Raw genomic sequence first — 15,782 nt, forward strand, 5'->3', positions numbered from 1 at the left:
CCTGCGGGGGCCGCCCTTTTTTCAGCGCATGAGAATCAGGGCCGTCTGCGCCTTTGATTGACGGGGGCGTTTGGGGCACGCCCGGGTATGCCTGTGCTTAGCCGCGGATGGTCTTGAGTGCGCCGGCCCAGGTGTGCAGCTCGTCCAGCATGCCCGCCGTACCTTTCTGCACTTCCTCGTTGGGAGCCAGCTTGGCCTCGTCGGTGATGTCACCAAAGACCATCGGCATCGGTACCGCTTGCTTGAGCGGCATGATGCCCATGTTGGCCAGCATCATGCGCAGTTCCTGAGCCGAACGCAGGCCGCCCGAGATGCCACCATAGGACACGACGCCCGCGACCTTGCGGTCCCATTCCAGCACCAGCGCCTGCAGCGCGTTGATCACGGCGGCGGGCGGGAAGGAGTTGTATTCCGGAGTCACGAACACGAAGGCGTCAGCCTCCGCCACGGCGGCGGAGAACTTCTTGGTGTGCTCTTTGGTGTAGTCCTGCATCGCCGGATGGTTCGGCTCGTCCAGCAGGGGCAGGTCAAAAGTGTCGAGGTCGAGGATCTCGACATCGAACTTGCCGTGCGCGGTGGCCTGCTCGGCGACCCAGTTGCTGACGATCGGGCCGATGCGGCCGGGGCGGGTGCTGGACGTGACGATCTTGAGCTTCAGTGCCATGGTATCCTCGTGGGGTAAAATTTCGCAGCGTGTTGCACGCCTTTCCCGGCAGAACCTATGCAGATGCCGCGCCGCGGCAACCGTCCGCACCGCACAGCGGACATGCAGCAATGCACAGCCTCAGGGCGCTGTTCAGCACGGCCGCGCATCACTCCCGTAAAAAGAGTGCGTCTCAGGCCAATTATTCGGAACATGGCGGGAGACGGGGCGTTTGTTCAAAATTGCTCACGATGAGGGGACAGAGCCAATGAGCCTATCCAAGGCCCTGAGACTTCGTACGGATCCTACGATTTTCTTCAGCGCGACTGCCTGCATGGTCATATTTCTAGCAGCTTTGATCATCGCACCCACCGCAATCGGTGCCTTCTTTGAAGGGGGGCGGGCGTGGGTGGTCACCAACCTTGGCTGGTTCTTCATTCTCGGTGTGAACATCTGGCTGGGCTTTCTCGTCTGGTCCGCCTGTTCCCGGCACGGCCACATCGTCCTTGGGCGCACCGGCACCAAGCCGGATTTCTCCAACATGTCATGGTTCACCATGCTGTTCGCGGGCGGCATCGGCACGGTGCTCATGTTCTGGGGCGTGGCAGAGCCCATGTCGCATTTCGCCACCCCACCGCGTGAGGGTGTGGAGCCGCATTCCATCGAGGCTTCGCGCGATGCCATGGCGTTCTCGCTCTATCACCTCGGGCTGCACACCTGGACGATCTTCACCCTGCCGGGGCTGGCCTTTGCCTATTTCATCCACCGCTACGATCTGCCGGTGCGGGTATCCTCGGTGTTCTATCCGCTGCTGAAGGAGGGCATCCACGGCCCCATCGGCAAGACCATCGACGTGGTGGCGATCCTCGGCACGCTCTTTGGCGTCGCGGTGTCGCTTGGTCTCGGGTCGAGCCAGATCGCCGCGGGCCTCTCCGAGCTGACGGGTTTCGAGAACACCACCTGGATGCGCATCGGCATCATCGCCGTGCTGACCCTGGTCGCGGTGGGATCGATCGTTGCGGGACTGGATTCAGGGGTGAAGCTGCTGTCGAACATCAACATCGGCATGGCCGTTTTGCTGATGATCTTCGTACTCGTTACCGGCTCCACCCTGTTCCTGCTGCGCGGCATCGTGCAGACCGTGGGCATCTACTTCAGCCAGCTGCCGGGGCTGGCCTTCTGGAACGACATGCTGGCCTATGCCCACGAAAGCGGGGATGGCTGGGGCTGGCAGGGCAGCTGGACCGTGTTCTACTGGGCCTGGACGGTCACCTGGTCGCCCTTCATCGGCATCTTCGTGGCGCGCATTTCCAAGGGCCGGACGATCCGGGAATTCGTCATGGGCGTGCTTCTGGCGCCGTCGGCCTTTACCCTCATCTGGTTCGCCGTCTTCGGCTGGCAGGCCATGCAGATCGACGGCATTGGTGAAACCGCCCGCGCCGCCATGGGCGACAGCGCCGGCGAGCTGAGCGCCGCCGTGGCCGAATCCGTGCCGCTGGCCATGTTCGCCTTCTTCGAACACTTCCCCTTCACCACCTTCGTGCAGGGCCTTGCGGTGGTCATCGTGGCGATCTTCTTCGCCACCTCGTCGGATTCGGCGTCGCTGGTGGTGGACATGCTCTGCACCGGCGAGGAAACACCCGGGCCGACCCACCAGCGCGTCTACTGGGGCGTGGCCGAGGGGACCATCGCGGGCATGCTGATCTGGCTGGCGGGGGATGCGGGGCTCAATGCGCTGCAACAGGTCATCACGGTGATCGGCCTGCCCATCTTCGTTCTGGTGTTCATGATGATCCCGTCGCTGATCAAGGGTTTCGCCTCGGAGGAAATCCAGCACGTGGAGATCAAGGACGACCCGGCGCTGGACAACCTCTGAGCCTCGCGCCCTGGCCGGCGCATGGCGACACCGTCGCAAAGCAAAAGGGCCCGCAGCGATGCGGGCCCTTTGGTCTGTAGTTCAAGGCTGGTCTCAGACCTTGCCGGTCATTTCCGGCACGGCTTCGAAGATGTCGGCCACGAGGCCGTAATCCGCGACCTGGAAGATCGGGGCTTCTTCATCCTTGTTGATCGCGACGATCACCTTGGAGTCCTTCATGCCGGCGAGGTGCTGGATCGCACCCGAAATGCCACAGGCGATGTAGAGCTCGGGCGCGACGACCTTGCCGGTCTGACCCACCTGCCAATCGTTCGGAGCGAAGCCCGAATCGACGGCGGCGCGCGACGCACCCACGGCAGCGCCCAGCTTGTCGGCCAGCGCTTCGATGATCTTGAAGTCCTCTTCCGAGCCAACGCCACGGCCGCCGGAGACGACGATCTTGGCAGAGGTCAGTTCGGGACGGTCGCTTTCGGCAACCTTGTCCGACACCCATTCCGACAGGCCAGGGTTCTCGGCTGCGGCGATGTCCTCGAGCGCGGCGGAGCCACCGGTGGCGGCCGCATCGAAGGTCGAGGTGCGGAAGGTGATAACCTTGGTCGCATCCTTGGACTTCACGGTCTGGATCGCGTTGCCCGCATAGATCGGACGCTCGAAGGTGTCGCCGTCGACGACGCCAGTCACATCGGTCAGCACCATCACGTCCAGCAGCGCGGCAACGCGCGGCAGGATGTTCTTGGCGTCGGTGGTCGCCGGGGCGACGATGTGGCTGTAGTCTCCGGCGAGACTGACGATCAGCGCCGCAGTGGGTTCCGCAAGACGGTGGCCGTAGATCGCGTCCTCGGCAACGAGCACCTTGGAGACGCCCTCGATGGTGGCGGCTTCGCCCGCGGCGTCCTTGGCGGTGGCACCCACTGCCAGCACGGTCACGTCGCCCAGCTTGGAGGCAGCGGCGACGGTCTTGGCGGTGGCGTCCATGGCAAGGCTGCCATCGGTGATTTCTGCAAGAAGAAGAACGGCCATCAGAGTGCCCCCGTTTCTTTCAGTTTCGCAACCAGCTCGTCGACCGAGCCGACCATGACACCGGCGGCACGCTCTGCGGGCTCGGCGGTGGTGACCACTTCGAGCCGCGGTGCGACGTCAACGCCGAAGTCCTCGGGCGTCTTCTCGTCGAGCGGCTTTTTCTTGGCCTTCATGATGTTCGGCAGCGACGCGTAGCGCGGCTCGTTGAGGCGCAGGTCGGTGGTCACGATGGCGGGCAGGGTGACCTTGATGGTCTGCAGGCCGCCGTCCACTTCACGGGCGACGGTGGCCGAACCTTCCTCGACTTCGAGGTTGTTGGCGTTGGTCGCCTGCGCGAAACCAGTGAGCGCTGCGAGCATCTGGCCGGTGGCGTTCAGGTCGTTGTCGATGGCCTGCTTGCCGCAGATCACGAGGCCCGGCTCTTCTTCCTTGACGACGGCGGCAAGGATCTTGGCGACGGCGAGCGGTTCGATGTCGGTGTGGACATCCTCGGCCGCGGTTACCAGGATGGCGCGGTCCGCGCCCATGGCAAGGGCCGTGCGCAGGGTTTCCTGGCTCTGCTTGACGCCGATCGACACCACGATCACCTCGGAGGCCTTGCCGGCCTCCTTGAGGCGAATGGCCTCTTCGACGGCGATCTCGTCGAACGGGTTCATCGACATTTTGACATTGGCAAGATCGACGCCGCTGCCATCCGCTTTGACACGGACCTTCACGTTGTAGTCGATCACGCGTTTGACAGGCACAAGTACCTTCATCGGCGATAGTCTCCCATGGTTTTTGCCACGCGGCGCGTGGCTCCTGTTGGTTTTGAGAAAGGTGTAACGAAGACGATCCGGGGGAAACAGGCCTAAAACGACCTGTTAGCGCCAAATCGACGCGGCGTTTCGTAGCCACTTGGTGTCGCTTTCGCGATATGCCGCCGACGGCTTATCCGCGTACGCGACGTTCAAGAGGCGCAGATTGCGCGAAGCGCGTCCCACTGGTCATCGTCCAGAACCGGGCCGGATTCGGTCTGCGGTCCGGGGGCGTTGCGGGCGGCCTCGATCCGCTCGGCCAGCTGCGGGTGGCTTACGAAATGCGCGGCGATGCCGCCGGTGTCCCCGTATTCGCGGCGGAAGGTCTCGAACATTTCGGCCAGCGCTTCGGGGGGCAGGCCGGCGTTGCGCAGCAGCCCGTGGGCGTAGCCGTCGGCAGCGGTTTCTGCGCCTTGGGCGTAGCTTGCGTTGATCATGCGGTCGGCCAGCAGCACCATGGCGGCGCTGCCGGTGAAGTCTCCGAACAGCAGCCCCAGCAGGCCGACCGAGCCCGTCGTGCGCAGGGCATGGCGGGTGGGATCGCGGTGGACCACGTGGCCGATCTCGTGCGCCAGCACGGCGGCGACCATGTCGGGGCTTTCCGCGTTGTCGAGCAGTCCATGCATGATGACCACCTGTCCGCCGGGCACCGCGAAGGCGTTCATCATCGGATGGTCGAGCACCGTCACCTGAAGCGGATAGCCCAGGTCCTCGCCCGCCGTCAGCCGGGCCACCATGCTATCAAGGGCGGCGCGCCCCGCAGGGGCATTGCAATCGAGCGTGCCGGCCTCCGTTGCCCCGAAGGACCGTTCCACCTGCGTGCGCACCGCGCGTCCGAACGCCTGTTCCCGCTCCAGCGGGATGAGCCGGGCAAGGGTGCCCGCCAGGGCGGGCAGGATGACGAAGATCATCACCAGAACCGCAGCGAGCGCGCCACCGATGCGCAGGCCGATGCGCCGTCCGGTGCCGCCCCTCAAGTCGCGCTTGTGCAGGCGGGGGCGGGTCCGTTCTATCCAAGCGGCCATGTCGGGATCGTCGACCAGCAGCCGCGCGGGATCGCGCTGCAGCTCGTCCACGCCGTCCGCGTGGCGGGTGACGACCAGCCGCGCATCGCCCTCGTGGCCGGGCACCGCGCGCAGGTCCTGCAGCGGCCAGAGCAGGGGGGCGGGGATGGTATCGCCGGTGATCCGCAGCGCGGTGCGGTCTTCGGTCAGCGCCACGGCCACCGCGTGGCGGCGCGCGGTCTGCCCGTCGTAGAGGAAGGCGGTCCCCGGCTGCATCACAGCGCTCCGCCGATGTCGAGCGCGTCGGCAAAGCCTTCGGCATCGGCGCCGGCATCGCCCGCGCGCTGGTGGATGCCCTGTAGCGCGGCAAGGTTCACCAGCGTGACACTGGTCACGTAATGCCGCAGGATCGGCTGGGTGATCGCTGCAAGCGCGCCCGCACGGGCTGCGGCCAGCGTCAGCAGGTAGCCCAGGACCGCGATAATGCCTGCAATCACCGCTCCGGCGGGCATCTGTTGCAGGGCGGTGTCGAGGTTGGTCAGTGACAGCACCCCGGCGACAGCACCGGCGAAGATGCCGGTGACCACCGACAGTGCGACGGCCAGGCCGATGGCGCCCACCACGTAGGTGAGGATCACCGTCTTGGTGGACGGCTGCGCCTCGAAGGTAATGTCTTCCCCGAGGCGCTTGTGGCGTGTCAGGATGGCAAAGCCCTGCACCCGGTACGAGATCACGCCCACCGGAAGCCAGACCAGCCCGGCGGCCAGCGCCAGCCCACCCAGCAGGTTCGGGCCGACCCCGGCACCGAGCCCCAGCAGCGCTCCGCCGCCCAGGACCAGCGCCAACCCGATGCCGAGGTGCTTCATCGCGGCATAGAGCGCCGTCCAGCGGCCCCCCTGGACAAAGCGTTCATCGCCGAACCAGGTGCGGTCGGTCATGTAGCGTTCCAGTCGGAAGGTCATCAGCGGCGTCAGCAGGCCGAGGCTCAGCAGTGTCAGCGCCCAGTAGGCCATGGCCCGGAAGGCATACCCCCAAGCGGCCGGCTCCATGCCGAAGCGGATGCCGCGCCAGCGGGTGCGCGCCATGCGGTAGCGCCGGGCGCGGTAGATGGCGAAGAACAGGAACGGCACGGTGGCAAGACCGGTCAGTGACGCCCCCAGTGTCTGCAGCAGCGCGCCCTCGGGTGTGGCGGCGGGGCTCAGCAGGGTCATGCCGAACCAAGCCAGCAGGATCTGGATCAGCCCGAGGTAAAGGGCCAGAAACACCACCGCCATCAGAAAGCCGAGGAATTTCTCAAGGCCCGTGCCGGTGTACTCGAACCGCGAGCCGTCAATTCGCACGGCGGACCAGATGAAGCGGCGGATGCGGGTCTTGGCCCAGAACCGGTAGATGCCAAGCGTGAAGATGGTCAGCAGCGTGGTGCGAAAGGCCAAAAAGAACAAGGCCTTGCCACTTCCGGTGTAGTCACCGTGGGCATGGTTGGGGGGCTGCGGGATGTCGGTCATGGGGGCCTCGCGTCGCGCAGATCGGGTGCGCGCAAAGGAGAGTTTGGAAAATCAGATGGTGAAACGGGCGCGTGAAAGTTCGGTGCGTGCCAATGAGCATCGCGAGGGTTGGTAGTGCAAGAGGGTGTTGCAAGGTCGTCGCAAGTTTGGCGGCGCGTTCGGATCGGTTCGCAGGGCGCTTGGACGGTGCCGCAGGAGTGGAAGTGATAGAACCCGTGGCGGACAGTGAGGCGTCATGCGCGTGCTGGTGATGGGCTATGGCGCGATGCAGGTCGAAGGGTGACGCGCGCGGCTGGTGGTCAATGTGAGCGCACGCGGTGAGCCATCGCGCCGGCCGGTTGACGTGAGGATGCCGCAGGGGCTTCCTGTCTGGAACACAAAACGGGCGGGGAAGCCCCGCCCGCCTCAGTCAGCCAAATGTGTTGTCCCGCGGGAAGCCGCGCGGGGCCATGCGCCCCGAGGTGGCCCGCTTGGCAAGCCATTCCGACAGGTCCGGTTCGGTCCGGGTCCGCCCCGCCGGGTCGAGCCACGAGAGGCCCTCAGACAGCGTCAGGGTGGTGGCATCCGACAGGCCGCCGTCCTTGTACTTCTGCAGTCGCACACCCTTGCCGCGGCCCATCTCGGGCAGCTCATCCAGCATGAAGACCAGCATCTTGCGGTTCTCGCCCACCACGGCCACCGCGTCGCCGCTCACCGTCTGACAGATCTTCGCCTTGGCGCCGTCCTTGACGTTCAGCACCTGCCGGCCGCCACGGGTCTGGGCGACCACGTCCGCCTCGGGCACGACAAAGCCGTCACCGGCAGAGGACGCCACCAGCAGCTTGCGGTCCGGGCGGTGGATGAACAGGTCGACGATCTCGGCTTCGTTGGGCAGGTCGACGGTGATGCGCACCGGCTCACCCATGCCGCGCCCGCCGGGCAGGTTCGCCGCCGAAAGGGTGTAGAACCGTCCGTTGCTACCGAAGATCAGCAGCTTGTCGGTGGTTTCCGCGTGGAAGATGAAGCGCGGGCCGTCGCCGTCCTTGAACTTCAGCTCGCGGGTCAGGTCGATATGGCCGGTCATGGCGCGGATCCAGCCCATCTGGCTGCACACCACAGTGATCGGCTCGCGTTCGATCATCGCCTCGAGTGGCACGTCCTCGGCCTCGCCGGCATCGGCAAAGGTGGTCAGGCGCGCGCCGCGGTCGATGCCCTTGGTGAAGTTCTTCTTCACCTCGCGCAGCTGCTCGGACACGCGGCCCCACTGCAGGTCCTCGGAGGCCAGCAGATCCTCCAGCCCGGTGCGTTCCTCACGCAGGGCATCGCGTTCGGCCACCAGCTCCATCTCTTCGAGACGGCGCAGGCTGCGCAGGCGCATGTTGAGGATGGCCTCGGTCTGCACCTCGGTCAGCACGATCTCGGCATCGGGATCATGCGGCGGCGAGACGTAGTCGGCTTCGGAGGTGGCGCGGGCGAAGTCCTTCGCCCAGTCCTCGCGCATGAGCGCCCTCTTGGGGTCCTCGTCGTAGCGGATGATGTCGATCACCCGGTCGAGGTTGAGGAAGGCGATGATCAGGCCCTCGAGCACCTCGAGCCGGTGGTCGATCTTCTCCATCCGGTGCTCGGCGCGGCGGCACAGAACATCGCGGCGGAAATCGAGGAAGGCGCGCAGCACTTCCTTGAGCGAACAGACCTTCGGGGTCACGCCGTCGATCAGCACGTTCATGTTGAGCGAGAACCGCGTCTCGAGATCCGAGTTGCGGAACAGCATGTTCATGAGCACATCCGGGTCCACGTTCTTGGACTTCGGCTCGAGCACCATGCGGATGTCTTCTGCGCTCTCGTCGCGGATATCGGCGAGGATCGGCACCTTCTTGGTCTGGATCAGCTCGGCGAGCCGTTCGACCAGCTTGGCCTTCTGCACCTGATAGGGGATCTCGGTGACCACCACCTGCCAGACGCCGCGCCCGAGGTCTTCCACATGCCAGCGCGCCCGCAGCCGGATCGACCCGCGCCCTGTGGAATAGGCCTGCGCGATGTTCTCGGCGGGCTCCACGATGACGCCGCCAGTGGGGAAGTCGGGGCCGGGCACGTATTGCAGCAGCGTGTCATCCACCGCGTTCGGTGACTTGATGAGATGCAGGCACGCGCCGATCAGCTCGCCGATGTTGTGCGGCGGGATGTTGGTGGCCATGCCCACCGCGATACCGCTGGACCCGTTGGCCAGCAGGTTCGGGTAGGACGCCGGCAGCACCACCGGTTCCTCGAGACGGCCATCGTAGTTGGGCCGGTAATCGACGGCATTTTCGTCGAGGCCATCCAGAAGCGCCTCGGCCATCATGGTCATGCGCGCTTCGGTGTACCGGCTCGCTGCCGGGTTGTCGCCGTCGATGTTGCCGAAGTTGCCCTGACCGTCGACCAGCGGATAGCGAATCGTGAAGTCCTGCGCGAGGCGCGCCATGGCGTCGTAGATCGCCGCGTCACCATGCGGGTGAAAGTCCCCCATGGTGTCGCCGCTGATTTTTGCCGATTTCAGGAAGCCTCCGGCGGAACTAAGCCGAAGTCTGCGCATTGCATATAAGATACGGCGGTGCACGGGCTTGAGCCCGTCCCGGGCGTCAGGAAGCGCCCGGTTCATGATCGTCGAAAGCGCGTAGGTCAAGTAGCGCTCGCCAATCGCGCGGCGCAGAGGCTCGGCCACATTACGAGGGTTCATGTTGGGGTCATCGACGATGTCATTCATAGATACGCTGATAGCTTTCGTGGACAGGTCGGTAAAGCTGTCCCGAGTTGGCTTGCGGAATTTTTGCCGAATTCATTCAGAGGTATTCAGAAAGCTGAATGCTGACGATTCAATTTCGCGTTGTTCATTAATGGTGTCGCGCGCGTCCGGATACGACTGCAATACCGGAGGGTATGCATCATGAAAAGTCTTATGCTGCTGAGTTTTGGCGTTCTTGCGTTCGGTTGGTACGAACTGTCCGGCGGTGCCGATTTCAAACCCGGGACCAACGGCATCCCGGTCGCGGCGCTATTCGACATGCCCGCCCCCCCCGCCTCCAAGCCCCGGGTGGTCGCGGTCGCCGCTGCCTCCAGCGAGACCGTCGAAGCCGAAATCTCCGGCAATACGGTTGCCGACACTCCGGTTCCGAAGCTCGACCTGACACTGGCCTCCGCCAATCCCGACGCGGTGGCCGATGCACAGCCCGCGTTTGTCCAGCTTGCGTCGCTGAACGTGGTGAACGATATCAGCCCCGAGCCGCAGGCCGACCTGCGCGAGGTGAGCGGCAACGTGGTCAACATGCGCAATGGCCCGGGCACCCGGTTCAGCGTGCTCGACCAGCTGCGCCGCGGTGACGATGTCGAGGTGGTGGCCGATCCCGGTGAGGGCTGGGTCAAGCTGCGAGTCATGGAAAGCAACCGCATCGGCTGGATGTCCGACGATTTCCTGCGCACTGCCGTGAACTGACGGTCTGCGCTTGACCCGCACTGACGGGTCGGGCACCTGAACGCGCATGACCAAGCGCTCCGTTCTCATCACAGGTTGTTCTTCCGGCATCGGCATCGATGCTGCCCATGGTCTTCGTGACCGGGGCTGGCGTGTCTTTGCCTCGTGCCGGCAGGAGGCCGATTGTGAACGCCTTCGGGCGATGGGCTTCGACAGCCCCCGCCTCGACTACAGCGATCCAGCAAGCATCGACGCCGCGCTGGCCGAAGTGCTCGAGGCCACCGGCGGAACGCTGGATGCACTTTATAACAACGGCGCATTCGCGGTGCCTGGCGCGCTGGAGGATCTGCCCACCGGCGCCCTGCGCGAGATCTTCGAAGCCAATGTTTTCGGCTGGCACGATCTCACGCGCAAGGTAATCCCTGTGATGCGAGCCCAGGGGCACGGGCGCATCGTCAACTGCTCATCTGTGCTGGGGCTCGTTCCGATGCCGTGGCGGGGCGCATACGTGTCGACCAAGTTCGCCCTCGAAGGCCTCACCGATGTGCTGCGCATCGAGATGAGCGATACCCCCATCAAGGTCATCCTGATTGAACCGGGGCCCATCACCTCGCGCATCCGCGCCAACTCGGTCCCGCATTTCGAAAGATGGATCGACTGGCGCGCCTCGCCCCGGGCCGCGCAATACGAAGCTTCGCTGCTGCCGCGCCTCTATGCTGCCCCGAAAGAGGACCGGTTCGAACTGCCCGCCTCGGCGGTCACGGCGAAGCTGGTGAAGGCGCTGGAACACCCAAGACCCGCGCCGCGCTACTATGTCACCACGCCCACGTATCTCATGGGCACACTGCGACGGCTGCTGCCGACCCGGGCGCTTGATCTGCTGATCGCTCGCGCCCGCTAGGGCTTCGCAATCGCGCGGCGGGGCGCTATGTGTCGGACAAAGCCGAGGAGCGGAGGAGACGGCGATGAGAGATGATCCCCTTTTCATGGTGATGGCGGTGGCGATGATCGCCGTGGTCGCGATATTGCTCTTTGGCATCGGCTCTTTCGCAAAGGGCGGAGAGTTCAACAAGAAATACGCGAACAAGGCGATGCGCTGGCGGATCGGGGCACAGGCCGTGGCGGTCGTGCTGATCGTTCTGTTCGTGCTGCTGCGCCGGGGAGGTTGAGAATGGTCGTTCTGAACAAGATCTACACCCGCACCGGGGACAAGGGCGACACCGCGCTGGTGGACGGCACCCGCGTGCCCAAGTTCAACGCCCGGGTCGAAGCCTACGGCACCGCGGATGAACTCAACGCCGTGCTGGGCATCGCCCGCCTGCACGCAGACGAGGACATGGCCGCAAGCTTGTCGCGCATCCAGAACGACCTTTTCGACCTGGGCGCCGATCTGGGGCGCCCGGACATGGAGAAGGACTCTGAGGCAGGCTACCCGGTCCTTCGTATGGTCGCTGCCCAGACCGATCGGCTGGAAGCCGAGATCGATGCCATGAATGCAAGGCTCGAGCCGCTGCGCAGCTTTGTCCTTCCGGGCGGCTCGGCACTTGCTGCCCACCTGCACCAATGCCGCACGGTCGCCCGCCGGGCCGAACGCCGCGCGGTCGAGCTTGCCTCGGTCGAGGACGTGAACGAGCACGCGGTGCGATACCTCAATCGCCTGAGCGACTGGTTCTTCGTCGCCTCGCGCATCGCCAACGATGATGGCCGCGCCGACGTGCTCTGGGTGCCCGGCGCCAACCGCTGAGGCGCTGCAGCCCCGGGGCGGTCACCTGTTCGGGGGATCGCCGGATGGTAGTCGGTAGCGGCAGGGCGGTGGTTACGGTGCGTATTAAGGGAACGGCGGCGGGACAATGGGCTCGGTTTCGCCGATATAGTATTCCCATGCTGCGGGGGGTCGCACTTGGCGGACCAAAATCGCGAAGGAATGACAGATGGCGGGGGGCTGTCCCCCTCTTGCCCTGCGGCGATTCCAGCGCTCCGCGAAGTCGTGTGTGAAATTGCCCTCGGACGGCTTCGGGGAAGCCCGCTCATCCCCCGGCAAATCATCAAATGCAAAAACGCCGCCCGCACGCCTTGTTTCCTTTGACCCGAAATATCCCGGGGGAGTCTCCGCAGGAGACGGGGGCAGCGCCCCCACGCCGTCCCCACAGATCTCAGCCCTCCACGGGTCGCGCCTCGATCACCACGAAGGCCTGGGCCCAAGGATGGTCATCCGTAAGGGTGACATGGATAATCGCTTCATGACCGGGCGGCGTCATCGCCTCGAGCCGCTCGAGCGCCCAGCCGGTCACCTCCATCACCGGCTGGCCAGTGTGCAGGTTGCTCACCGCCATGTCCTTCCACGCGATGCCCATGCGCAGCCCGGTGCCAAGCGCCTTTGAGCACGCCTCTTTGGCGGCCCACCGCTTGGCATAGGTACCAGCCACATCTGCGCGGCGCTCGGCCTTGCGCTGTTCGGTTTCGGTGAAGACGCGGTTGCGGAAGCGGTCGCCAAAGCGTTCGAGCGTACCTTCGATGCGCTCGATATTGGCGAGGTCGGTGCCGATGCCGAGGATCATTGATCAGTTCTCGAAGCTCGGGGTGATGGTGCCGGTGGCCTGGTTCACCGTTACCGAAAGCTCTGTCCAGGAAAATCCCCCAGCCGCAGCGTCGTGCAACTGCACCGGCAGCACGAATGTCAGGCCGAGGGCGGGATCGTAGTCCGCCTCGAGCCGGTCGAAGGCCATCCCGGCAAAGCCCGCGCCACCAAGACCGACGACCTTGCATTGCCGCGCGCCGATCTCGTCATGCGGCGGAGAGAGTACCAGAAGCCTCAGGGGCGCTCCGCCGGGTTCAATGGTGTCGAGAACCGCAAGCCGCACCGCGCCTTCGGCGAAACTGCGGCTGTGATCCCCCCAGGGTTCGGGGATGTTCTGCGCGCTGGCCTGCCAGTCGCACTCCTGCACCTCCTGCGCGAAGATCGCGCCCGGAAGCACAGCGGCCAGTCCTCCGGCCAGTCCGCCGGCCAGCGACAGCGCGGCGCGGCGCATCAGGCCCGTGCCTCGTCCATGAGGCGGCGCATCTCGGCAATCGCGTCGGGCAGACCTCGGAAGATGGCTTCGCCGATCAGGAAATGCCCGATATTAAGCTCCATCACCTCGGGGAAGGCGGCAACCGGCTTCACCGTCTCGTAGGTGAGGCCGTGGCCCGCGTGTACCTCGAGCCCCAGTGAATGGGCATAGGCGGTCATCTCGCGCAGCCGCTCGAGTTCGGCGTCACGGGCGGCAAGGTTGCCCTCGTAATGCATGTCGCAATAGTGGCCGGTGTGCAGCTCGACCACCTGCGCGCCGATCCGGGCCGAGGCCGCGACCTGCGCCTTGTCGGCACCGATGAACAGCGACACCCGGCAACCCGCGTCCCGCAGTGGCGTGATGAAATGCGCCAGCCGGTTCTCGTCATGAGCCACTTCGAGGCCGCCCTCGGTGGTGCGCTCCTCGCGTTTTTCAGGGACGATGCAGACCGCGTGCGGTTTGTGGCGCAGGGCGATGGCAAGCATTTCCTCGGTGGCGGCCATTTCGAGGTTCAGCGGCAGGTTCAGCGTTTCCATCAACCCGTCGATATCCGCGTCCGAGATGTGGCGCCGATCCTCACGAAGGTGAGCCGTGATGCCGTCGGCACCGGCTGCCTCGGCAATTTCGGCGGCGCGTAGAGGGCAGGGGGAGGCACCGCCGCGGGCGTTGCGCACGGTTGCAACGTGGTCGATGTTGACGCCAAGCCTGAGGCGTCCGGCATAGTCTGGCATTTCGGTCCTCGCCGGGATGGTGTGACGGGGGGACAGTATCCTCAGAGCGGCTGGATGGGAAATGCCTTTTGGTGCCCGTGCTTTCAGCACCGACGGTCATCAGATGTCACGAACGGCATGGGCCCGCTGCGCTTATGCACGCAATGGTTGTTAATTTCCGGTGTAATTTCCGTAAAAGTTGGCAGGGGTCATCGCTTCTTAACAACCGTGGCCTAGCTTGGCGCTTCAAGGCGACAGAGGCAGGCGCAGATGGTACGACATGGCGATCAGATCGCGGCTCTCCCCATGTTCTGGGACAGGAAGGGGGGCTTGCAGGTTCTCATGGTCACGTCCCGGGACACGGGGCGCTGGGTCATGCCAAAGGGCTGGGAAATGGACGGCAAGAAGCCGTGGGCCGCCGCCGCGATCGAAGCGCTTGAGGAGGCCGGTGCCAAGGGTCGGATCGGTCGTGTTCAGATCGGCAGCTATGTCTACGGCAAGGTGCTTGAAGATGGCACGGTGCTGCCATGCAATGTCCGGGTGTATCCGATGCTCGTGGAAAAGCTGAAGCGCAACTGGAAAGAGCGCAATCAACGCAAGCGCAAGTGGTTCAGCCCGGCTGTCGCCGCCAGGCGCGTGCACGAACCCGAACTGGCCGATTTACTCCGGACACTTGCCGAAGGGACCTTCGCGGCCCTGGATCTGAAAAGGATCGTTGCTGCGGCCTGATAGACCTCGGGACCAATCAGCAGGTGGCCTCTTGTCCGCACGGACGTTGCTGAAAGGGCGGCCGGGCACAAGCGTGGCCCTCAGCGGCTGACCGGCGCGCCCGAGTGGGCCGCGCTTGGGGAACGCGGGGCCGGCATGGTTCGGTCGCGGCCGCAGTTCTGCGCCAGAAAGGGCGGCGGTCCAGCCCCGCGGCTGGCGCCGCCCAAGATCAGCTGTCAGCGATGAACCCGCCGAACGCCCCAGCATTGAAGGTCAGTGGTGCGCCCGGTTTGGTTGAAACAGACAAGACATGGCCGATCAGGATGGAATGGTCGCCGCCGTCATGTTCGGCGGCCTTCTCGCACAGGAAACGGGCGGCGCAGCCTTCCAGTAGCGGTACGCCATGGGGGCCTTCATGCCATGTGGCCGCAGCGAACCCGTCCGCCGAGCGCGAGAAAGCGTGGCACAGGTTCACTTGTTCGCGCAGCAGAACGTGAATCGCGAAATGATCTGCAGCCATGAAAAACGGGTAGCGCTGAGAATTCTTCGCAGGCGACCATAGTACGAGCGGCGGATCGAGAGACACGCTGGCAAAGCTGTTGGCCGTGATTCCCACGGGGCCATCCGGCGTGTTGCAGGTTACGACGGTCACGCCGGTCACGAAGCGACCAAGCGCGTCCCGAAGATCACGCGGATCGGCATCGGACGGGTCGAAATCCCTGGTTTCGTCGGTCATGATGTGGCCCGCCCGGACCCTTGCGCTCGCAGTTGCACGTCGTCTGTCTCCTGTCTCTCGGCAGGTTGCGCTGCCTTGTCTTCCGGCTCCCTGCCTGAGGAATAAGCGTGCGGCGGGACAGTGTCGAGGCAAGCTTGACGTGAGTTGGGTATAACCTGCAAGGCGCGCAATCATGGGTTGCGCCCAGGTCCAAGGCAGATTCTGGAAAATTATTATCCGGGTAAATACAATGCTTTGCGTGGCGGCTTCAATCCTTGCAAAGCTGGCATTGCAACTGTGCCTTTGGCACAACAGCTTTTGCAAGAG

The 15,782-nt window shown here is 64.7% G+C and carries 16 protein-coding genes; 6 read left to right on the plus strand and 10 right to left on the minus strand.

The features are described from left to right. Positions 1 to 97: 97 nt before the first annotated feature. Complete coding sequence (locus IEX41_RS09580) at positions 98 to 664, minus strand: NADPH-dependent FMN reductase (protein WP_188790015.1); 567 nt, start codon at positions 662 to 664, stop codon at positions 98 to 100. Positions 665 to 911: 247 nt separating this feature from the next. Between IEX41_RS09580 and IEX41_RS09585 the strand changes: the two genes are divergently transcribed. Then, the gene (locus tag IEX41_RS09585) at positions 912 to 2,519 is read left to right on the plus strand and encodes a BCCT family transporter (protein ID WP_188790016.1); all 1,608 of its coding nucleotides are present in this window, start codon (positions 912 to 914) and stop codon (positions 2,517 to 2,519) included. A gap of 93 nt (positions 2,520 to 2,612) precedes the next feature. Here the strand turns inward: IEX41_RS09585 and IEX41_RS09590 are convergent, their stop codons facing one another. The 5 genes from IEX41_RS09590 to IEX41_RS09610 all read right to left on the minus strand — a co-directional run bounded on the left by IEX41_RS09590 (position 2,613) and on the right by IEX41_RS09610 (position 9,567). After that, on the minus strand, positions 2,613 to 3,539 hold the full coding sequence (locus IEX41_RS09590; protein WP_188790017.1) for an electron transfer flavoprotein subunit alpha/FixB family protein: 927 nt from the start codon (positions 3,537 to 3,539) through the stop codon (positions 2,613 to 2,615). Continuing rightward, the gene (locus IEX41_RS09595; RefSeq protein ID WP_188790018.1) at positions 3,539 to 4,297 is read right to left on the minus strand and encodes an electron transfer flavoprotein subunit beta/FixA family protein; all 759 of its coding nucleotides are present in this window, start codon (positions 4,295 to 4,297) and stop codon (positions 3,539 to 3,541) included. The genes IEX41_RS09590 and IEX41_RS09595 overlap by 1 nt, the downstream gene beginning before the upstream one ends. 191 nt (positions 4,298 to 4,488) lie before the next feature. Continuing rightward, a complete protein-coding gene (locus tag IEX41_RS09600; protein WP_188790019.1) occupies positions 4,489 to 5,616 on the minus strand; it encodes a M48 family metallopeptidase in 1,128 nt (375 codons plus the stop codon). Then, the gene (locus tag IEX41_RS09605; protein WP_188790020.1) at positions 5,616 to 6,845 is read right to left on the minus strand and encodes a DUF898 family protein; all 1,230 of its coding nucleotides are present in this window, start codon (positions 6,843 to 6,845) and stop codon (positions 5,616 to 5,618) included. Before IEX41_RS09605 ends, IEX41_RS09600 begins: the two co-directional genes overlap by 1 nt. 409 nt (positions 6,846 to 7,254) lie before the next feature. Next, on the minus strand, positions 7,255 to 9,567 hold the full coding sequence (locus IEX41_RS09610; protein ID WP_188790021.1) for a DNA topoisomerase IV subunit A: 2,313 nt from the start codon (positions 9,565 to 9,567) through the stop codon (positions 7,255 to 7,257). A gap of 180 nt (positions 9,568 to 9,747) precedes the next feature. On the opposite strand from IEX41_RS09610, the gene IEX41_RS09615 reads away from it, so the two are divergent. From IEX41_RS09615 to IEX41_RS09630, 4 genes are all read left to right on the plus strand, one after another. After that, entirely contained in the window at positions 9,748 to 10,293 is a 546-nt protein-coding gene (locus IEX41_RS09615; RefSeq protein ID WP_188790022.1) for an SH3 domain-containing protein, read from the plus strand. Between the two features lie 46 nt (positions 10,294 to 10,339). Further along, positions 10,340 to 11,173, plus strand: coding sequence for an SDR family NAD(P)-dependent oxidoreductase (locus IEX41_RS09620; RefSeq protein WP_188790023.1), 834 nt, complete (start codon positions 10,340 to 10,342; stop codon positions 11,171 to 11,173). A gap of 64 nt (positions 11,174 to 11,237) precedes the next feature. Then, positions 11,238 to 11,441, plus strand: a complete 204-nt coding sequence (locus IEX41_RS09625) for a twin transmembrane helix small protein (RefSeq protein ID WP_188790024.1) — start codon at positions 11,238 to 11,240, stop codon at positions 11,439 to 11,441. A gap of 2 nt (positions 11,442 to 11,443) precedes the next feature. Then, positions 11,444 to 12,016, plus strand: a complete 573-nt coding sequence (locus IEX41_RS09630; RefSeq protein WP_188790025.1) for a cob(I)yrinic acid a,c-diamide adenosyltransferase — start codon at positions 11,444 to 11,446, stop codon at positions 12,014 to 12,016. A 409-nt stretch (positions 12,017 to 12,425) separates the two neighbouring features. Here IEX41_RS09630 and acpS read toward each other — a convergent pair whose 3' ends face one another. From acpS to IEX41_RS09645, 3 genes are read right to left on the minus strand one after another with little or no spacing between them, the layout of a single operon-like run. Continuing rightward, positions 12,426 to 12,830, minus strand: a complete 405-nt coding sequence (acpS, locus tag IEX41_RS09635; protein ID WP_188790026.1) for a holo-ACP synthase — start codon at positions 12,828 to 12,830, stop codon at positions 12,426 to 12,428. Between the two features lie 3 nt (positions 12,831 to 12,833). After that, positions 12,834 to 13,301, minus strand: coding sequence for a hypothetical protein (locus IEX41_RS09640; protein ID WP_188790027.1), 468 nt, complete (start codon positions 13,299 to 13,301; stop codon positions 12,834 to 12,836). Next, entirely contained in the window at positions 13,301 to 14,053 is a 753-nt protein-coding gene (locus IEX41_RS09645; protein ID WP_188790028.1) for a pyridoxine 5'-phosphate synthase, read from the minus strand. The genes IEX41_RS09640 and IEX41_RS09645 overlap by 1 nt, the downstream gene beginning before the upstream one ends. A gap of 285 nt (positions 14,054 to 14,338) precedes the next feature. Here IEX41_RS09645 and IEX41_RS09650 point away from each other — a divergent pair, with 285 nt between their 5' ends. Continuing rightward, positions 14,339 to 14,761, plus strand: a complete 423-nt coding sequence (locus tag IEX41_RS09650; protein WP_308421501.1) for an NUDIX hydrolase — start codon at positions 14,339 to 14,341, stop codon at positions 14,759 to 14,761. A gap of 208 nt (positions 14,762 to 14,969) precedes the next feature. On the opposite strand, the gene IEX41_RS09655 is transcribed toward IEX41_RS09650, so the two are convergent. Next, complete coding sequence (locus IEX41_RS09655) at positions 14,970 to 15,476, minus strand: flavin reductase family protein (protein ID WP_188790030.1); 507 nt, start codon at positions 15,474 to 15,476, stop codon at positions 14,970 to 14,972. Between the last annotated feature and the right edge of the window lie 306 nt (positions 15,477 to 15,782).

This window comes from Salipiger pallidus (assembly GCF_014643635.1).
Taxonomy (GTDB): Bacteria; Pseudomonadota; Alphaproteobacteria; order Rhodobacterales; family Rhodobacteraceae; genus Salipiger; species Salipiger pallidus.